Source organism: Methylocystis sp. H4A (assembly GCF_015709545.1).
Classification (GTDB): domain Bacteria; phylum Pseudomonadota; class Alphaproteobacteria; order Rhizobiales; family Beijerinckiaceae; genus Methylocystis; species Methylocystis silviterrae.
In genome coordinates this window covers 258,036-276,156 of sequence record NZ_JADNQY010000025.1, presented here as the reverse complement: position 1 = coordinate 276,156, position 18,121 = coordinate 258,036, and the positions used below count along the sequence as shown (strand labels likewise).

The following is an 18,121-nucleotide window of genomic DNA, read 5'->3' as shown; positions in this document are numbered from 1 at the left end:
GCTGGGGTTGATGCTTTCGGCATATAGGGGAGGCGCACGATCACCGCTTCACCTCCCAGGTCGTCGCGCCATCCTTGTGATCCTTGAGAATAATTCCCATGGCGGCGAGTTCGTCGCGGATGCGATCGGACTCGGCCCAGTTTTTTGAAGCGCGCGCGGCGTTGCGTAGATGAATTAATTCCCCGACCTTGTCTGTTCCGCATATTTTATAACTGACCGCTCCGGTATGCCTGACGTCGGCTTCAACCCCTTGTTCCCTTAATTCCTCAGTTATCGCTCTCTGGCGTTCTTCGTTGTCGTTCGCGAAAGCAATTTGAAGCTCATCGAGCCGTCGCATCACATCACTTGACGCAAGGACGCTCTCCCCCACGTGGTAAGGGTTTAGAACGAACATTCTTTCGGGATTCACGATCCCCAAAAAAATACAGGTATCCAAGAGTGACACTTGATCCTCATGGACCTTTGATCGAGCAAGCGCTCTCAATTCGCTAATTGCTTGGGGAGTGTTGAGATCGTCGCAAAGAGCAGCCATGACTTTTTCGTTAGGCTGTAGCAGGCTCGCATGTACACGATATTCTGCTTCAGCAGCACGATTTGCGAGTAAATTCGTCCACTCTTGGAGCTCTGTGTGCGCCTCCTCCAGCGCCTTCACCGTCCAATCGATCGGCTGGCGGTAATGCGTGCGCAGCATCGCGAATCTTAACACTGGACCGCGCCAGCTTCTGCCGCCAAACTTCTCCGTATGCAGCAGCTCGTGGATCGTCACGAAATTCCCCAGGCTCTTGGACATTTTCTCGCCCTCGACCTGCAGGAAGCCATTATGCATCCAGTAATTCGCCATCACGTCTTGCCCGAAGGCGCAGCAGCTTTGCGCGATCTCGTTTTCGTGATGCGGAAAAACGAGGTCGATGCCGCCACCGTGAATGTCGAAGGTTTCGCCTAAGTGCGCCCAGGACATCGCCGAACATTCGATATGCCAGCCGGGACGTCCCCTGCCCCACGGGCTGTCCCAGCCGGGTTCGTTCTCCTTTGACGGCTTCCACAGCACGAAATCCATGTCGCCACGCTTATAAGGCGCGACGTCGACGCGCGCGCCGGCCATCATTTCGTCGAGCGAGCGCCGCGACAGGCGCCCGTAATTTTGCATGGACGGCACGTCGAAGAGCACATGGCCATCGGCCGCATAGGCATGGCCAGAGGAGATCAACCGCTCGATGATCGCGACCATCTGCGCGATATGCTCGGTCGCGCGCGGCTGCATCGTCGGCTCGAGACAGCCGAGCGCCTTCACGTCCTGCTGGAAGACCTTGTTGGTCTCTTCGGTCAGTTCGCGAATGGTGATTCCGCGCTCGAACGCCCGCGCGTTGATCTTATCGTCGACGTCGGTGATGTTGCGAACGTAAGCGACATGATCGGCGCCGTAGAGATGGCGCAGCAAACGAAACAACACGTCGAAAACGATCAGCGGCCTGGCGTTGCCGATATGCGCGTAGTCGTAGACCGTCGGCCCGCAGACATACATGCGCACATGCGCGGGATCGATCGGACGGAATTCCTCCTTCGTCCGGGTCAGCGTATTGTAAATTTTCAGCGCAGGCGTCGACATGAATTTCCCCGCAAGGCCGCCGGCCGGGGCGTCGCTTCATGTCGTTTTGAGAGACGTGACGGCTCCGGCCAGCGTGATCGCTAGCTGATAATGGTCTTCCGACAAATGGTGAGCCGAGGCGTCATGGCGGCGACCATGCGCCAAAGCGCGCCGCCGCGTCAAGCGCGAGGCCAATTCGAGCCGCGGCGGTTTAACTCGGGTTTTACCGCTTTGCGCTAGCTCTGACGGGGACCATCTCGGTCATTTGGGACTCGCTCATTATGTGGAAATATGAGGCGCCGATCGCGCGGCGCGCGCTTGCGCTGCTGCTCGCGGGCGCGCTGTTCGGCGCCGGCTACGCCTGCGACGCACAGGCCGAGGCGAGCGGGGGCGCCGCCTATGTCATCTCCGATCAGGAGGGCTACGGCCTGACGGAATGTCTCACGCACAAGGGCGATTGCGGCAAGATCGTCGCCGACTCCTGGTGCGCGGCGCACGGCCATGGCGCGGCCCGAACCTTCGGCCGCGCCAACGATGTGACCGCTTCGATCGACGTCCATGCCGCGCGCGCTTCTAGCGAGCCGGATGCGGCGGTCATCGCCTGCGTCGATTAGCGTCAGCGCAGAAACTCTCCGCATCGCGGGACTTCGTTCTGGCCGGCCCAGGGCTGAATGGCCACGGTCGAGGTCGAGCTTTCGGGCGAGCCTTCGACGAGCTTGTCAGAATAGACCATATAGATCAGCACATTACGCTTCGCATCGCAGCCGCGAATGATATGCATGCGCTTGAACAGCAGCGACCGCCGCTCGCTGAACGCCGTATCGCCCTGGCCGAACTTCTCCTTGAACTTGATCGGGGCATATTGCCGGCAGGCGAGCGAAACCTCCGACGACTGCTCCGCCACGCCGAACATGCCGGCGACGCCGCCTTTTTCATGCGCCGTATAGTAGCAGACGACGCCGTCGATCACCGGATCGTCGATTCCGTAGGTCGCGAGCTTGTCGTTCGGGGTGAGCAGCTTGAAATCCACCGATTTGCGGAAGATGAGATCCGGCCCATTCTGCGCGAAGGCCGTCGCGGCGCCGAAACAAAGAAAGGCCGTCGAAATCAGAGCCAGCAATTTGGAACGCTTCATGTCGGCAACCTCCTAGATCACGCCGCCTCCAGGCAGAATCGCCCAAGGGCAGATATCGTGATCGATCTCGAACTTAGAGCGCGCTCTAGGCGAAAAATCGAATTCCACTTTTTCGCGCGCCGCGCTCTAGCGACGCCGTTGCCGATATGGGCGAAGCACTGCGGCAAGGGAAGGGCTTCGGCCCTGGGCGCGGCAAAAAATTCGACGCGCGCCAGGAGGGTTGACCGCGTCGGCCGGCGCCTTGTTGCCGACATGATGGACGCGATTAATCGAGCGACATTTGCTCCGCGGCCTGGATTGGTGAAAATGACGCGATTCGTCGCCAGCGACGCGCGCCGGAGCATCAGTCGCCAAGCGATCGCGCAAGCGTTTCTAGGCTCCTTACGAGCGTGTGAAGAGCGAAAACTTCAATGAGGCCGCGATCATAGACCTCTTTTTGACGAAATGCGCCTCCAAGCGGACGAAGCTGGCGGTCGCCGCCGGCGTCGCATTCGGTCTTTTCGCCGTTTCGCCCGCCGCGGGCGAATCATCCTACTGCACGGAGTTGCGCGCGCAGATCGCCCGCGCCAGCTCGGGCGGCGGCGCGGGGCGATTCCAGGCCGCGGCGGCCAAGCAGCGCGGCGAATACGCGCGCGTCGCCGCGCGAGGTCGCGCGCTGGGCTGCGACCGGGGCCAGTTCCTGTTCTTCGGCGATCCGCCGCCGCCCCAGTGCGGACAAATCAACGCCCAACTGCGCCAGCTCTCGGGCGCCGTCGCCGCCTATGAGCGGGCAAGCGCCGACGACGGCGGCCAGCGTCAGGCGCTTGCCGCCCGCTATGAGGCTGAATGCCGCAATCCTCAGGCGGCGCAAGCGCGCGTTGCACGCCCGCGCAATTTCTTTGAAGAGCTGTTTGGCGTCGCGCCCGACGAAAGCCCAGGCGCGCGCGACATGCCTGTCGGTCCGGACGCGGAGCAGGAGGGGGAACCTTCAGACGGTAAGCCACGCGGCGGGCCGATGGCGATCTGCGTGCGCGCGTGCGACGGCGGCTTTTTCCCGATCACCTACTCGGCGCGCAGCTCCAATCTCGACGATCTCGCGACGATGTGCCGGGCGCTGTGTCCCAACGCCGAGGTGAAACTTTATACGGCGTCGCAATCGAAGGTGCTTAGTTCCGCGCTTTCGATCGACGGCGAAGCTTATTCGGACCATCCCAACGCGCATAAGTTCGAGAAGACTTATGATCCGTCCTGCGGCTGCAAGCCGCCGGGGCAGTCGTGGGCCGAGGCGCTCGCCGAAGCCGAGCGGCTCATCGCCGAGCGCCACGCGAAGGATCAGGTCGTGACGGCGGAGCAGGCCGAGCAATTGTCGCGCGCGCTGCCGCCCGGCGTTGCGCGCGGTCGGAAAGCGAAGGGCTCCGCGCCGGCGGCGCCAGAGCCGATGACGACGGCGGAACCCGCAGCCCAGGCGCAGCCCAGCGTCGAGGACGGCGCGGCCGCGGCGCCCGAAACCTATCGCGAAATCGTCGGAGCTGATGGAATCAAGCGCCGCGTGCGGGTCGTCGCGCCGGCATTGTGAGCTGATTTCTGCGCCGCGTCAGGGCATATGCGCCTTGACCGTCTCGATCAGCTGTTTGATTGAGAACGGCTTCGCCAGGAAGCCGAAATCGCCTTCGGGAAGGTTTTTGGCGAAGGCCTCTTCGGCATAACCGGAAACGAAGATCACCTTCGCCGCGACGCCGCGCTTGCGCAGTTCGGCGAACATCGCGGGGCCGTCCATCTCCGGCATCACCACGTCGGAGACGATGAGATCAACCTTGCCGTCGACGCGCTCGACGACCTCGAGCGCCTCCATGCCCGTCGCCGCTTCGAGCACCGTGAATCCGCGCGAACTCAAGGCGCGTGCGCCGATCGAGCGCACGGCGTCCTCGTCTTCGACGAGGAGAACCACGCCCTGTCCTGTGTAGTCCGCAGCGACCTTGGGCGTTTCCGCCTTCTGCGACGTCTCCTTCTCCTCCGGCACGTAGCGGGGCAGGAAAATGCGGAAAACCGTGCCCCGCCCGACCTCGCTGTCGAGGGAGATGAAGCCGCCCGACTGCTTGACGATGCCGAAGACGGTCGAAAGGCCGAGGCCCGTGCCTTTGCCGACCTCCTTCGTCGTGAAGAAGGGTTCGAAGATCTTTTCTTTCACATCGGCGGGAATGCCGCTGCCCGAGTCCTCGACCTCAACCAGCACATAATCCGCCGCCGGCAGAGCCGCCTCATTGAAGGCGGCGCATTCCGAGGCGGCGACATTGCGCGTGCGGATCTGCACCCGTCCGCCTGACTCAAGCATGGCGTCGCGGGCGTTGACGACGAGATTGATGATCACCTGTTCGAACTGGGTGATGTCGGCCTTCACGAACCAGAGATCGCGACCAAGACGCAGTTCGAGTTCGTTCTTTTCGCCGACGACGCGGCGCAGCAAATTCTGAACTTCGGAGAGCGCGTCGCCGAGCTGCAGGACTTGCGGGCGCAGCGTCTGCCGGCGAGAGAAGGCGAGCAGCTGCCGCGTCAGGCCCGCCGCGCGATTGGCGGTTTCCTTGATCTGGCGGATATCGCGGAAGGCGGGGTCGGTGGGCCGGTGGCTGGAGAGCAGCAGATCCGAATAGCCGATGATCGCCGTCAGCATATTGTTGAAGTCATGCGCGATGCCGCCGGCGAGCTGGCCAACCGCATTCATCTTCTGCGACTGCGCGAACTCCTCCTGCAGCTTGCGCTGCTCGGTCGTGTCGAGCGCATAGACCATTGCGCCTTTCTTGCCGGCGTCCTCGGCGGAAGAGACGAAGAAACGCGCTGAACGTGTCGCCGCGCCGGCGGCGTCTTCCTCGAACACGACATTGATCGGGCGCACTTCGCCTTTGCCTTCGATCGCATCTTCGATCGCGGCGCGCAGGGCGGCGCCGTCGCGTTCGCCGAGTCCCGTCAGCACCGACCATGGCGCCGCGGCTTGTCCCTGGCCAGACTTCAGCGCCTGCGGCAGCAATTTCGCGAAAGCCGCGTTCGACGTCAGCACGCGGCCCTCGCCGTCGAGCGTCGCCATCGCCATCGGCGTCGAATTGAAGAAGCGCGCGAAACGCACCTCTGCCGCGCGCAAATTCTCTTCCGGCTGCTCGCCGGAGGCGCGGTTGAGCACCAAGGTTCGCGAGGGGCCGGATTCGCCGTCCTGGCCGAAAGCGACCTGGTGCAGCAGCCTGACCGGCAGCGACTTGCCGTTGCGGCATCGCAGGTCGAGGTCGATCTGCTCGGTGCGCACGTCGCCCGGCGCGCCCGACATGGCGGCGAGAAGCGCCGCGCCGCTATGCGCGACGATGGAGGACAGCGTCGCGCCGCCAGATCCAACTTGCGTGAGATCGTAGCCCAGCCATCCGGCAAGCGTTCTGTTCATATAAGAGACGGCGCCGTCCGGACTCGCGGAAAAAAAGCCCGCCGGCGCGTGATCGAGAAAGTCGATCGCGTGCTGCAGCTCCTGGAAGACGTTCTCCTGCCGCTGTCGATCGGCGGTCACGTCGGCGACCGCCCATAGACAGAACCGCCCGCTCGACGTCGTCGGCAGCGGCCGAACGCGAATCCGGTACCAGCCGACCGGCCCCTGCCCCGAGAGCGGCGGCGAAAGTCGCAGATCTTCGCTATGCGAAACGCCGGCGCGCGCCGCCTGGACCAGTCGGTAGATCGCCTCCGAGACCTCGGGCGGCCCTGAGAACAGCCGCTCGACCAGCTGAACGCCGGAAGCGTCTTTTGCGTCGCACATCGCCGAATAGGCTTCATTGGCGTATACGATGCGCGCATCGCCTCTGGTGACGAGCAGCCCTTCGCCGGATGTGTCGGCGATGAGTTTCGTCACGTCGTTACCCGCGACTCGGCCGGAGAAGTGAATCAATCCGACCGCATAGGCGAAGAGAATGAAGATTCCGGCGACGCCGAAAACCGCGAGCGCCAGAATGGTGACGCGCGGCGCGAGGTCCGAAGGCGTCAGGTAATAGGCGGCGACGCCCGCGACCAACGCGATGACGAGGGCGAGCGTCAATCCCACATTGGCGGGCCGCTCGCTGCGTCCTAAGTCGGACGCTTCGGTCCTGTCGCTCATTTCTTAACCACCCGCGTCATATATCGCCGATCGCGACGGCCATGCTGACGCCGGCGCGCCGATTATTAGTCTGCCGACGCCTACAGAATCATCTAAAAGAATGGCCGTGAACGCCAATAATAGCAACGCTGGACGTCGGAAGGACGCTGATTAGCCAAACATTAACCAATCATTAACCTTTTTTCGGCGCTTGCCAGGAAAGCTGTTAATTTGGCAAGGTTCACGCGCGTTCGAACGAGAGACTAGCCGTTCATGCCCGATAAATTCACTCAACTGCTGCCGGCGCTTGGAGCGCTCGTTGCGTTCCTCGTCGCTGCGGTGCTCGTGCTTTATATTTACCGTCTGTTGTTCGGACGCCGCATCCGTTCGCCCGGCGGCCGCAATCGCGCGCGCCGGCTGGACGTCGTCGATGTCTATGACCTCGACCGCGAGCGCCAGCTCGTCATTGTGCGGCGCGACAACGTTGAACATCTGCTTCTGATCGGCGGCCCTACCGACGTCCTCGTCGAAGCGACGATCAACCGGCTCGAAGGCGCTGTCAGCCGCGGGCCGGAGCAGCGCCCGGGACAGCCGCCGGCGGCGGCGAACTGGCCGGCCGGGCCCCCGGCTCCGCCACGAGAACTAGAAACGCCGCTGCCGAAGCCCGCGGCGGCGGGCCCCGTCAATCTGCCGCCTGACCTCTTCGCGCCGGCGCCTCCGAGGCCTGCTGCGCCGCCGCCGCCTCCCCCGCCGCCGCCAGCCGGACCAAGAGTTTCGAGTCCAGCCGCCCCGCAGCGCCCGGCTCCGCCCCGCTCGCCGACGCCGCCTTTCCTTGCGCGCGCTCAGCAGCGGCTGGCGCCGCGTCCGAAAGAGCCGCCGCCGTCAGAAGCCGCGGCCCCGCCTCCTCCGCCGCCCGCGGCTCCTCCGAGGCCGGCAGAACCGCCGCCTGCGGCGCAGAGGCCCGCGGCGCCGCCGCCGCCCGCCCCGCCGGCCGTCGCCAGGCCTGCAGCGCCGCCGCCTGCGCCGCCGCCCAGGCCCGCGGCGCCTCCTCCGCCGCCGCCGCCGGCTCCGGCCGACGTCGATCCGCTGGACTCGCTTGAAGCGGAGATGGCGCGACTGCTCGGCCGCTCGGATCAGAAGGAATGAAAAAGGGCGTCGCCAGCGGCGACGCCCTTTTCGTTTTCCCCAAAGGTTTCAGACTCAATCGTCTCGATAGACTTTTTCGCGCCGTTCGTGACGCTCCTGCGCCTCGATCGACAGGGTCGCGATTGGACGCGCATCGAGGCGCTTGAGGGAGATCGGCTCGCCCGTTTCCTCGCAATAGCCGTAACTGCAGTCGTCGAGGCGCGTCAGCGCCGCGTCGATTTTGGCGATGAGCTTGCGCTGGCGGTCGCGGGCGCGCAGTTCGATGGCGCGATCGGTTTCGGACGACGCGCGATCAGCAAGATCAGGATGGTTTTCATTTTCATTCTGCAGAGTGGCCAGCGTTTCGCGACTCTCTTGCAGAATGTCCTCCTTCCAAGCCAGCAGTTTGCGCCGGAAATATTCGCGCTGCCGATCGCACATGAAGGGTTCGTCTTCGGAAGGCTTATACGTTTCTTCCAGATCCACCGCCATCTCGCGAATCCTTAATTGGCCTATAGGCGACGCCTATATAGCCGCGACGGGCGCCACATACAATCATTCCCCGCGCCGCCCTCACTCCATGGCTCTGCGCAGATTTTCGTCGATCTTGTCCAGGAAGCCTGTCGTCGACAGCCATTTCTGATTGCAGCCGACAAGCAGGGCCAGATCCTTGGTCATGAAGCCCGACTCGACGGTCGCGACGCACACTTCCTCAAGCGTGCGGGCGAAGCGGATCAGCTCGTCGTTCCCATCGAGCTTGCCGCGATGCCCGAGCGCGCGCGTCCAGGCGAAAATCGAGGCGATCGAGTTGGTCGAGGTCTCGTGGCCTTTTTGGTGCTCGCGATAATGGCGCGTGACCGTGCCGTGAGCGGCTTCAGCCTCGACGGTGTTGCCGTCGGGCGTCATGAGCACGCTCGTCATCAGGCCGAGCGAACCGAAGCCCTGCGCCACCGTGTCGGATTGGACGTCGCCGTCGTAATTCTTGCACGCCCAGATGTAGCCCCCCGACCATTTGAGCGCCGAGGCGACCATATCGTCGATCAGACGATGCTCGTAGGTGAGGCCGAGCGCCTGGAATTTCGATTTGAACTCGGCGTCGTAAATCTCCTGGAACAAATCTTTGAAACGGCCGTCATAGGCTTTCAGGATCGTGTTCTTGGTCGAGAGATACACCGGATATCTGCGTGTGAGCCCGTAGTTGAACGTCGCGCGCGCGAATTCGCTGATCGACTCGTCAAGATTGTACATCGCCAGCGCGACGCCGGAGCCGGGGAAGTTGAAGACTTCCTTCTCGATGACGTCGCCGTCGACGCCTTCGAATTTGATCGTCAGACGACCCTTGCCCGGCACTTGAAAGTCAGTGGCCTTATATTGATCGCCGAATGCATGGCGCCCGATAATGATCGGCTGCGTCCATCCTGGGACCAATCGCGGCACGTTTCTGCAGATGATCGGCTCGCGAAAGATGACGCCGCCCAAGATGTTGCGGATCGTGCCGTTCGGCGATTTCCACATCTCCTTGAGATGGAATTCCTTCACCCGCGCTTCATCGGGCGTGATCGTCGCGCATTTCACCCCGACGCCATGCTTTTTGATGGCGTAGGCCGCGTCGATCGTCACCTGATCATTCGTGGCGTCGCGATTTTGAATCGAGAGATCGTAATAAAGGAGATCGACGTCGAGATAGGGCCGAATGAACTTTTCTTTGATGGCGGCCCAGATGATGCGGGTCATTTCGTCGCCGTCAAGTTCGACGACAGGGCTTGCAACCTTGATCTTCCGCATGCGCCGGCTCCTCCTGTGCCGCGCGCCTTATAGCGTCGGCTAGAGGTTTTGGGTAGCAATTGGGAGGCCTTTCTCTAAGCGCCGAAGCGCCCTTCCCCCCGCGCGCTTTCCGCCCTAATTTGCCGCCGCTCGGGACGAGGAGGCGAATTGGTCGGGGCGGGAACGGATCGCAGCAAGACGGCCCTTTCCGGGGGGCCGGCGATTGTGCTCGTGCGTCCGCAGCTCGCCGTCAACATCGGCATGTGCGCACGCGCCATGGCCAACTTCGGCCTCTCCGATTTGCGCCTCGTCTCGCCGCGTGAAGGCTGGCCGCGCACCGGCGCCTATCGCAAGGGCGCCTATGCGGCGGCCGCCGGCGCCGTGCATCTCCTCGAAAGCGCGAAACTCTACGAGAGCGTCCGCGATGCGATAGAGGATCTCTCCTTCGTCTACGCCGCGACGGCGCGCGGACGTGGTCAGATGAAGCCGGTGCTGACGCCGGCACAGGCCATGCCGGGCACGGCGGCGCGCATCACGGCGGGCGAGAAACATGGCGTGCTGTTCGGGCCCGAGCGCACCGGCCTCGACAATGACGACGTCGCGCTCGCCGACGCCATCCTCACCTTTCCGGTCAATCCCGCCTACGCTTCGCTCAATCTCGCGCAGGCGGTGCTGCTTACCGGCTATGAGTGGTTTCGCGCCGCGCATGGCGACGCCATTCCCTTCGAGATCGAAGAGCGCTCGCCGCCGGCGACGCGCGAAATGACGCTCGCCTTTTTTGATTTCCTCGAAGGCGAACTCGACAAGCGCGGCTTCTTCCGTCCGCTGACGAAGAAGCCCGTCATGTCGCGCAATCTGCGCAACATGTTCCACCGCATGGGCCTCACCCAGCAGGACGTGCGCACGCTGTGGGGCATGGTCGTGCGGCTCGTGGAAGGCCCGCGCCGTGAGCCGAAGAAGACGAGCCGGAAGAAGCAGGCGGAAGGCGCCGACTCCTGAGCCGCGTCCCTTCGCGCGACCGTCCTAGTGAAGCGATCGCTTGCCTTCTCGCCGCGTGGGCGGCGGCGCCAGCGGGCTCGCCTGATGGTGCACGAGCCGCCAGCGCTCGCCGCTCCAGCGAAACCAATTGGTCGCGAGCAGCAGGCCGCCGCCGACCTCCTCGATGCAAAAGACCCGCCCGTCGACGCCCTCGATGAGCGTCTGCGGATCTCGCGTCGTGACCGCTTCCTGCGCCGGATTACGAAAAATATCGCGGTAGGAGGCGAGCACCGGCATGCGCCCGACGAGCGCCGGCCATCCTGGGTGAACGCAGGAACAGCCCTCCTCCGCCCAAAGATCGTTCAAAGCGCCAAGGTCACGTGCGGCGAAGGCTTGGTAATAAGCAGCGTTGGCGTCGAGCAGCGAGGTTTCATCCATCGGGGGACACTGCGAGATTCTCTTGGGCATGGCAAATGCAAGACGGGGTCCAAAGAGATTGGTCGATGGATGCGCTGACCTGGTTCGGGCTCTTCGCCGTAAGCGCCATGCTGCTCACTTATTCAATGGAGGAACGCAGCCATTGGTTCGTGCTGGCATTCGCCGTCGCCTGCGCTTTGGGATCAATCTACGGGTTCCTTCAAGGCGCTTGGCCCTTCGGCCTGGTCGAAGCGGTGTGGGCGGGAGTCGCGCTCAAGCGGTGGCGCTCGCGCCGAAGAGTCTCGCAAGACTGCGGCGAAGCGCTTAAGTAGTAATGTCGAGATGTCACAGAGCGCTCAATTTGTGATATTCGCGCACTTCCGCCGGCCTTGAACCGGACGTAGGAGTCTCCCGATGTTCATCCAGACTGAAGCTACCCCCAATCCCGCGACGCTCAAGTTTCTGCCCGGCCAGGACGTGCTGGGCCAGGGCGCGATGGAATTCCGCTCGCGCGACGACGCCGCCCACGCGCCGCTCGCCGAGGCGCTGCTCTCCATCGATGGCGTCGAGGCGGTGATGTATGGCGCGGATTTCGTCTCGGTGACGAAGAACGGCGCCGAATGGCCGCATCTGAAGCCCGCCATTCTGGGCACGATCATGGAGCATTTCGCCTCCGGCGCGCCGCTCCTGACCGAAGGCGCGGCGCCGGCGCAGCCCAGCGGCGAGTTCTATGACTCGGCCGACGCGGAGACGGTCGCCACGATCAAGGAGCTGATCGAGACGCGCGTGCGCCCGGCGGTCGCCGGCGACGGCGGCGACATCGTCTTCCGCGGCTTCAAAGACGGCGTCGTCTATCTCGCCATGAAGGGCGCTTGCTCCGGATGCCCCTCGTCCACCGCCACTTTGCGAAACGGCATCGAGAACCTGCTCAAGCATTTCCTGCCGCAGGTGAAGGCGGTCGAGCCGGCGTAGGGGCGGCATATCCGGAGGCGACGTTGATCGCGCTCCGAAAACCGTCATAATCGACGAATCATGCGAATCCTTGCGATTGACACCGCTCTGCCAGCCGTCTCGGCCTGCGTGCTGGACCACGACGCGGCGGCGCCGATCGCCGCCGAATCCGTGGAGATGGAGCGCGGCCACGCCGAGGCGCTGCTGCCGCTGATCCGGCGAGTCATGGCCAAGGTCGAGGGGGGCTTCGCCTCGCTCGACCGCGTCGCCGTGACGGTCGGCCCCGGTTCCTTCACCGGCATTCGTATCGGCCTCGCCGCCGGTCAGGCGATCGCGCTCGCCTGCAAGGCCGAGATCGTCGGCGTCTCGACGCTCGCCGCGCTTGCGGCGCCGCTGATTATCGATCCTTTCGACGGCGTCGTCGCGGCGGCGATCGACGCGCGCCACGACAAAGTCTACATCGCCGCCTTTGGCCCGGGCGGCCGCCCGCTGCTCACCGCGCGCCGCATGAACGCCCATGAAGCGCTACGCGCGCTGGGGACCGGCCCGCTGCTTCTAACCGGCTCCGGCGCGCCGCTCCTTGCGAAGGAGGCGCGCGCCCGCGGCGTTCCGGTCCGGATCGCGAGCGAGCGGCCCGCGCCCGATATCGCCCTCGTGGCGCGTCTGGGCCTTGCCGCGCAGCCTGACACCGCGCCCGCCCGGCCGCTTTATCTTAAAGAGCCCGACGTCACGATGCCGGCCGCACGCCCCGACGCCCAAAAGGACGCCGCGGGCTTGGGCGATGCGGCCGCCCGAGCCCGGGCCGCCGCCGCGGCCCAGGCGTGAGCTTGCGCCATGACGCTGCTTTCGTCCTTCTTCGCCAAGCCGACTTTCGTCATCGAACCCATCGGGGCGGAGCGCGCCGATGACTGCGAACGTCTGCACGGGGCGTCCTTCGCATTTGGCTGGTCGAAAATCGACTTCGAGAATTATCTGACCGACGCCCATATCATCGCCGACGGCGCGGTCGCGGAGGGCCGCAAGGGCGAGCTTGGGGGCTTCATCCTCTCGCGGCTGACGCCGCCCGACGCCGAAGTCCTCACTTTCGCCGTGAACCCCGCGAGACGCGGCGCGGGACTGGGCCGGCGCATTCTTGAAAAGCATCTCGAAAATCTCGAGCGCGGCGGCGCCCGGCTCGTCTTTCTGGAGGTGGCCGACGACAATGAGGCCGCGCTGAAGCTCTACGCACGGGAAGGCTTCAAAGAGATCGGCCGGCGGGAGAATTACTATCAACGCCCCGACGGCGAACGTCGCGCTGCGATCGCTCTGCGGCTGGAGATCTGAGTGCGCGCGGCTTGCCGGACGCCTCTCGGTAAACTAGACTAACTTGGTTTAGTCAGCCGAGACGCTCATGCGCATCGTCAACATGCACGAAGCCAAGACCCAGCTCTCCAAGTTGGTCGATCTTGCCTCTAAGGGAGAGCCTTTCATCATCGCGAAGGCCGGAAAACCTTTGGTGAAGGTCACGCCGCTCGAGGCGGCTGCTAAGTCCAAGATCCAGCGGCTCGGCTTTATGGCCGGACAGGGCGTTATCCCGGAAGATTTCGACCGTATGGGCGAGATCGAGATTGGACGGCTATTCGAAGGCGACGCGTGAGACTGCTGCTTGATACCCAGATCATCCTATGGGCCGCTGTGTCGCCCGATCGCCTCTCAAAAAAGGCTCAAGCGGTCCTGCTCGAGGAGGCAAATGAACTCGTCTACAGCGTCGCAAGCCTGTGGGAAGTCGCCATCAAACGCAGCCTCAATCGGGCCGACTTTCAAGTCGACCCGCGTGCGCTGCGTCAGGGTCTCTTGAACAATGGGTACGACGAGCTGCCCGTGCTCGGTCAACACGCGCTCGCGACGGATGCGCTGCCGTTGATTCATCGGGATCCGTTCGATCGACTGCTTATTGCTCAGGCGGTCGTCGAGGGCGTTACGCTGCTCACGGCCGATGCCCTGCTCCTGCGCTATGGCGGGCCAGTTCAGAAAATATGAGTGCAAGGCGCCTCTTGCAGCGCTAAGGCGCAAAAAAAGTCGTATACTGCGTCTGCTCGGGTGGCGCGCCGAGTCGCCGGGGCGAGCGATGGAGCAGAAAAATAGTCACAGACGTCAAAGAACTGATTGAGGCGCGATCCGAACCTCAGCGGTCTAAAGCTGCACGACTCTCCAAAGTTCTGGTCAAGTCATACGGCTGCCAGATGAACGTCTATGACGCGACCCGCATGACGGACCTGCTCAGCCGCGAGGGCTACGCCGAGACCAAAAGCGAAGAAGACGCCGATCTCGTCATCCTCAACACATGCCATATCCGCGAAAAAGCCGCGGAAAAAATCTATTCTGAACTAGGCAAGCTTGCGATCGCCAAACGCGCGCTGAACGCGCAAGGCCGCGACATGAAAATCGTCGTCGCCGGCTGCGTCGCCCAGGCTGAAGGCGAAGAGGTGCTCAAGCGCCAACGCGCCGTCGATATCGTCGTCGGTCCGCAGAGCTATCACCGACTGCCGGAGCTTCTGCGCCAGGCTAGGGACGGCGCCCGCCTCGCCGACACGAATTTCGCCGTCGAGGACAAATTTCGCATCCTGCCCGCCCCGAACCGCGCGCAGATTCGCGCCCGCGGCGTTTCGGCTTTCGTCACCGTTCAGGAAGGCTGCGACAAGTTCTGCTCGTTCTGCGTCGTGCCCTATACACGCGGCGCCGAAGCGTCGCGTCCCGTCGCCGAGATCATCGCCGAGACCATGCGGCTCGTCGACGCCGGCGTGCGCGAGATCACGCTGATCGGCCAAAACGTCAACGCTTATCTCGGCCCTGATGGCGACGGCCGGGAGGCAAGCCTTGCGCAGCTTCTCGACCGGCTGGCGCGGATCGAGGGGTTGGCGCGCCTGCGCTACACCACAAGTCATCCGGTCGACATGGCGCAGGAGTTGATTGACGCGCATGGCGCAAATCCAAAGCTCATGCCCTATGTGCATCTGCCGGTTCAATCGGGCTCGGACCGCATTCTGAAAGCCATGAACCGCAAGCACGGCGCAGACGCATACCTCTCCATCGTCGAGCGCCTGCGAAAGGCGCGCTCGGACATCGCCCTGTCGTCGGACTTCATTGTTGGCTTCCCCGGCGAAAGCGACGCCGATTTCGAAGCGACGATGGCGCTCGCTCGCGCTGTGGGCTTCGCTTCAAGCTTTTCTTTCAAATATTCGCCTCGGCCCGGCACGCCCGCCGCCGACCGCGACGATCAAATCGACGAGACCGTCAAGAGCGAACGCCTCGCGGCGCTACAGGTTTTGCTTGACGAGCAGCGGCAAGCCTTCAACGCGGCGACGGTCGGCCGAGAGTTCGACGTGCTCTTTGAAAAGGCCGGTCGGCACGAGGGGCAAATTGGGGGCAAGAGTCCCTATATGCAGGCTGTGCATGTTGAAGGCCCAATGGAGCTTATCGGCCGCGAAGCCAGAGTGAAAATCATCGCGGCGGGCTCGAATTCCTTGGGCGGACGGCTCATGAGCGAGGAGGCGAAGGCTTGACGACGATCGACGACCCGTTGCTCGCCGCACGGGGACCGGAGCCTGTTGACCCGGAAGCGGAAATCACGCTCGCCTTTGAAAACAACCGTCACGCCTCGCTCGTTTTCGGCCTCTACGACCAGAATCTCGCCAAGATCGAACGACGCTTGCGAGTCGCCTCCTTCGCCAATGGCAATCACGTCACGCTCAAAGGCAAGTCCGAGGCCTGCGAACATGCGCGACGCGTGCTCGAGGCGCTTTATGAGCGCGTCGCGCTGGGTCAGACGATCACGCTGGGCGACGTCGACGGCGCCATAGAAGAATCAGCGCGCCAACGCAGCCTGTTTCCGGATTCGGAGCCGTCGCGTGGCGCTTTCGAGCAGATCCTGACCCGCAAACGCGGGTCGGTGCGCGCGCGCAACGCCGCGCAGGACCAGTATTTGCGGGCGCTCAAGCGCTACGAGCTGGTTTTTGCGGAAGGTCCTGCGGGCACCGGCAAGACTTGGCTCGCGGTCGGCCACGCCGTGCAGCTGATGGAGCAAGGCGCGGTCGAACGGCTGATTCTGTCGCGTCCCGCCGTCGAGGCTGGCGAGCGTCTCGGCTTTTTGCCTGGCGACATGCGCGACAAGGTCGATCCTTATCTCCGCCCGATCTACGATGCGCTGCATGATTTCATGGATGCGCGGATGGTCGAGCGCGGCATGCAGACGGGACTCATCGAAGTCGCGCCGCTCGCGTTCATGCGCGGGCGCACGCTGACGCGAAGCTGCATCCTGCTCGACGAGGCGCAGAACGCCAGCTCGATGCAGATGAAGATGTTTCTCACCCGGCTCGGCGAAGGCTCGCGGATGATCGTCACCGGCGATCCGTCGCAGACCGATCTGCCTCCCGGGCAGAAGTCCGGCCTCTCGGAAGCCGTAAGCCTGCTCGCCAATCTCGACGTCGTCGGTCGCGTGAGATTTTCGGAAGGCGACGTGGTGCGTCACGATCTCGTTCGGCAAATCGTTGGAGCCTATGAGCGCGCCGCGCGCGCCAATAAGCAGACGCGCGGGGAACCCTGACTTTGGAGATCGACGTGAATGTCGCGGCGCCTGCATGGCGGCGCGTCGGGGATCTGGAAAATTTGACGAAAGAATGCGTTCGTCAGAGTCTCGCCGTAAGCGGGGCTGTGCTCGCTCCCGAATGTGAAATCAGCGTCACATTTTGCAACGACGCGGCGATCCAGCAGCTCAACGCCGAGTGGCGCGGCAAGGATCAACCGACGAATGTCCTGTCTTTTCCGACGCCTGGCGCGATTGGGCGCAAGCCTCTGCTTGGCGACGTGATCGTCGCCTTCGAAACCGTCGCCAAAGAGGCGGAGCAACAGGGCAAGCTTTTGCGCGCCCACACGGCGCATATGATCGCACATGGATTTCTGCATCTGATCGGATATGATCACGAGACCGCCGCCGAGGCCGAGCGGATGGAGGCGCTGGAGCGTAAGATCGCGATGGCGCTTGGATTTCCCGACCCCTATGCGGAAGACGCAGACGGGCCGGCCGGCGGAGCGAATTGAACAAAGCGCATGTCGACGCGATACGATAACGCCGACGATCCCATTCCATTAAGACGCACTGGCGATGGACCACGCCTGAGCCTCGTCGACAGGCTGCGCGGGCTGCTCGGTCTTGCGCCGGCCTCGGTGCGCGAGGACATCGAAGACAGGCTTGAAGAGTCGGCGTGCGACGTGACCCCGCATGAGCGGGCGCTCTTGAAGAACGTCCTCGGCCTGCACGACATGCGCGTCGCCGACGCGATGATCCCCCGCGCCGACATCGTCGCCATCTCGCTTGACGCGCCGCTGCGCGAAGCCTTGGAGCTGTTTCGCACCGCCGCCCATTCGCGCCTGCCGGTTTACGCCGATACGCTCGACGATCCGCGCGGGATGATCCATATCCGCGATTTCGTCAATCATATCGCGTGCTGCGCCGATCGGCGCGAAGACTCCGACGCGACGACCGTCGAACCGAGAAGGATCGACTTCGACACGCCGCTGTCGCAGGCGAATTTGCTCAAGCCGGTGCTCTTCGTGCCGCGCTCCATGCCTGCGCTCGATCTTTTGATCCGTATGCAGGGGACGCGCACACATCTGGCGCTCGTCATCGACGAATATGGCGGCACCGACGGCCTCGTCACCATCGAGGACATCATGGAGATGATCGTCGGCGACATCGAGGACGAACATGACGTCATCGACGAATCGGGCTTCGTCGAGCTTGAGAACGGCGATTTCATCATCGACGGGCGCGCCGATCTTGATGAAGTGACGGCGCGGCTCGGCGTCGACTTCAGACTTGAAGATACGCCCGCCGAGGTGACGACGCTCGGCGGTATGGTCGCGTGGCTCGCCGGCCGCGTCCCGATGCGCGGCGAGATCATCGCGACGCCGGTCGACTCCCACGAGTTTGAGATCGTCGACGCCGATCCGCGGCGGGTCGGCAAGCTGCGCGTGCGGTCGCGCCGGCCGGCGTGAGACATCCTTCGCACGCGCATAAAATTGTCTGCTAAATCCGCTGTAAAGTCGG

At 63.6% G+C, this 18,121-nt stretch carries 21 protein-coding genes; 13 read left to right on the top strand and 8 right to left on the bottom strand.

Annotation, left to right across the window (positions count from 1 at the left end):
- Positions 1-40 precede the first annotated feature (40 nt).
- A complete protein-coding gene (cysS, locus tag IYW40_RS12865) occupies positions 41-1,606 on the bottom strand; it encodes a cysteine--tRNA ligase (RefSeq protein ID WP_196400765.1) in 1,566 nt (521 codons plus the stop codon).
- Between the two features lie 260 nt (positions 1,607-1,866).
- On the opposite strand from cysS, the gene IYW40_RS12860 reads away from it, so the two are divergent.
- A complete protein-coding gene (locus IYW40_RS12860) occupies positions 1,867-2,199 on the top strand; it encodes a hypothetical protein (protein ID WP_196400764.1) in 333 nt (110 codons plus the stop codon).
- Positions 2,200-2,201: 2 nt separating this feature from the next.
- Here the strand turns inward: IYW40_RS12860 and IYW40_RS12855 are convergent, their stop codons facing one another.
- The gene (locus IYW40_RS12855; protein WP_196400763.1) at positions 2,202-2,720 is read right to left on the bottom strand and encodes a CreA family protein; all 519 of its coding nucleotides are present in this window, start codon (positions 2,718-2,720) and stop codon (positions 2,202-2,204) included.
- Positions 2,721-3,111: 391 nt separating this feature from the next.
- Between IYW40_RS12855 and IYW40_RS12850 the strand changes: the two genes are divergently transcribed.
- Positions 3,112-4,275 (top strand): DUF2865 domain-containing protein, encoded by a 1,164-nt coding sequence (locus tag IYW40_RS12850; RefSeq protein ID WP_196400762.1) that lies wholly within the window; start codon positions 3,112-3,114, stop codon positions 4,273-4,275.
- Positions 4,276-4,293: 18 nt separating this feature from the next.
- Here the strand turns inward: IYW40_RS12850 and IYW40_RS12845 are convergent, their stop codons facing one another.
- The 5 genes from IYW40_RS12845 to IYW40_RS12825 form a co-directional block, all read right to left on the bottom strand.
- A complete protein-coding gene (locus IYW40_RS12845) occupies positions 4,294-6,822 on the bottom strand; it encodes an ATP-binding protein (RefSeq protein ID WP_196400761.1) in 2,529 nt (842 codons plus the stop codon).
- A 150-nt stretch (positions 6,823-6,972) separates the two neighbouring features.
- The gene (locus IYW40_RS12840; RefSeq protein WP_196400760.1) at positions 6,973-7,293 is read right to left on the bottom strand and encodes a hypothetical protein; all 321 of its coding nucleotides are present in this window, start codon (positions 7,291-7,293) and stop codon (positions 6,973-6,975) included.
- A gap of 190 nt (positions 7,294-7,483) precedes the next feature.
- Positions 7,484-7,990 carry a hypothetical protein gene (locus tag IYW40_RS12835; RefSeq protein WP_196400759.1) on the bottom strand — a complete coding sequence of 169 codons (507 nt, stop codon included), beginning with the start codon at positions 7,988-7,990 and terminating at the stop codon, positions 7,484-7,486.
- Positions 7,991-8,001: 11 nt separating this feature from the next.
- On the bottom strand, positions 8,002-8,418 hold the full coding sequence (gene dksA, locus IYW40_RS12830) for an RNA polymerase-binding protein DksA (RefSeq protein WP_196400758.1): 417 nt from the start codon (positions 8,416-8,418) through the stop codon (positions 8,002-8,004).
- Positions 8,419-8,499: 81 nt separating this feature from the next.
- Positions 8,500-9,711 (bottom strand): NADP-dependent isocitrate dehydrogenase, encoded by a 1,212-nt coding sequence (locus tag IYW40_RS12825; RefSeq protein WP_196400757.1) that lies wholly within the window; start codon positions 9,709-9,711, stop codon positions 8,500-8,502.
- A gap of 147 nt (positions 9,712-9,858) precedes the next feature.
- On the opposite strand from IYW40_RS12825, the gene IYW40_RS12820 reads away from it, so the two are divergent.
- On the top strand, positions 9,859-10,689 hold the full coding sequence (locus IYW40_RS12820; RefSeq protein ID WP_196400756.1) for an RNA methyltransferase: 831 nt from the start codon (positions 9,859-9,861) through the stop codon (positions 10,687-10,689).
- 24 nt (positions 10,690-10,713) lie between these two features.
- Here the strand turns inward: IYW40_RS12820 and IYW40_RS12815 are convergent, their stop codons facing one another.
- A complete protein-coding gene (locus IYW40_RS12815) occupies positions 10,714-11,106 on the bottom strand; it encodes a nuclear transport factor 2 family protein (RefSeq protein ID WP_196400807.1) in 393 nt (130 codons plus the stop codon).
- Positions 11,107-11,171: 65 nt separating this feature from the next.
- On the opposite strand from IYW40_RS12815, the gene IYW40_RS12810 reads away from it, so the two are divergent.
- From IYW40_RS12810 to IYW40_RS12765, 10 genes are all read left to right on the top strand, one after another.
- A complete protein-coding gene (locus IYW40_RS12810) occupies positions 11,172-11,417 on the top strand; it encodes a hypothetical protein (RefSeq protein WP_196400755.1) in 246 nt (81 codons plus the stop codon).
- 82 nt (positions 11,418-11,499) lie between these two features.
- Positions 11,500-12,057: a NifU family protein gene (locus IYW40_RS12805; protein WP_196400754.1), complete on the top strand. Its 558-nt coding sequence runs from the start codon at positions 11,500-11,502 to the stop codon at positions 12,055-12,057.
- Between the two features lie 60 nt (positions 12,058-12,117).
- The gene (gene tsaB / locus IYW40_RS12800) at positions 12,118-12,861 is read left to right on the top strand and encodes a tRNA (adenosine(37)-N6)-threonylcarbamoyltransferase complex dimerization subunit type 1 TsaB (protein WP_196400753.1); all 744 of its coding nucleotides are present in this window, start codon (positions 12,118-12,120) and stop codon (positions 12,859-12,861) included.
- Between the two features lie 9 nt (positions 12,862-12,870).
- Positions 12,871-13,359 carry a GNAT family N-acetyltransferase gene (locus IYW40_RS12795; protein ID WP_196400752.1) on the top strand — a complete coding sequence of 163 codons (489 nt, stop codon included), beginning with the start codon at positions 12,871-12,873 and terminating at the stop codon, positions 13,357-13,359.
- A 67-nt stretch (positions 13,360-13,426) separates the two neighbouring features.
- Entirely contained in the window at positions 13,427-13,672 is a 246-nt protein-coding gene (locus IYW40_RS12790) for a type II toxin-antitoxin system prevent-host-death family antitoxin (RefSeq protein WP_196400751.1), read from the top strand.
- Positions 13,669-14,055, top strand: a complete 387-nt coding sequence (locus tag IYW40_RS12785) for a type II toxin-antitoxin system VapC family toxin (protein ID WP_196400750.1) — start codon at positions 13,669-13,671, stop codon at positions 14,053-14,055. The genes IYW40_RS12790 and IYW40_RS12785 overlap by 4 nt, the downstream gene beginning before the upstream one ends.
- Before the next feature lie 179 nt (positions 14,056-14,234).
- On the top strand, positions 14,235-15,578 hold the full coding sequence (gene miaB / locus IYW40_RS12780) for a tRNA (N6-isopentenyl adenosine(37)-C2)-methylthiotransferase MiaB (RefSeq protein WP_348644274.1): 1,344 nt from the start codon (positions 14,235-14,237) through the stop codon (positions 15,576-15,578).
- Positions 15,575-16,618, top strand: coding sequence for a PhoH family protein (locus IYW40_RS12775; protein WP_175093082.1), 1,044 nt, complete (start codon positions 15,575-15,577; stop codon positions 16,616-16,618). Before miaB ends, IYW40_RS12775 begins: the two co-directional genes overlap by 4 nt.
- A 2-nt stretch (positions 16,619-16,620) precedes the next feature.
- Positions 16,621-17,112 (top strand): rRNA maturation RNase YbeY, encoded by a 492-nt coding sequence (ybeY, locus tag IYW40_RS12770; RefSeq protein WP_196400749.1) that lies wholly within the window; start codon positions 16,621-16,623, stop codon positions 17,110-17,112.
- 9 nt (positions 17,113-17,121) lie between these two features.
- Entirely contained in the window at positions 17,122-18,069 is a 948-nt protein-coding gene (locus tag IYW40_RS12765) for a hemolysin family protein (protein WP_196400748.1), read from the top strand.
- Positions 18,070-18,121 lie beyond the last annotated feature (52 nt).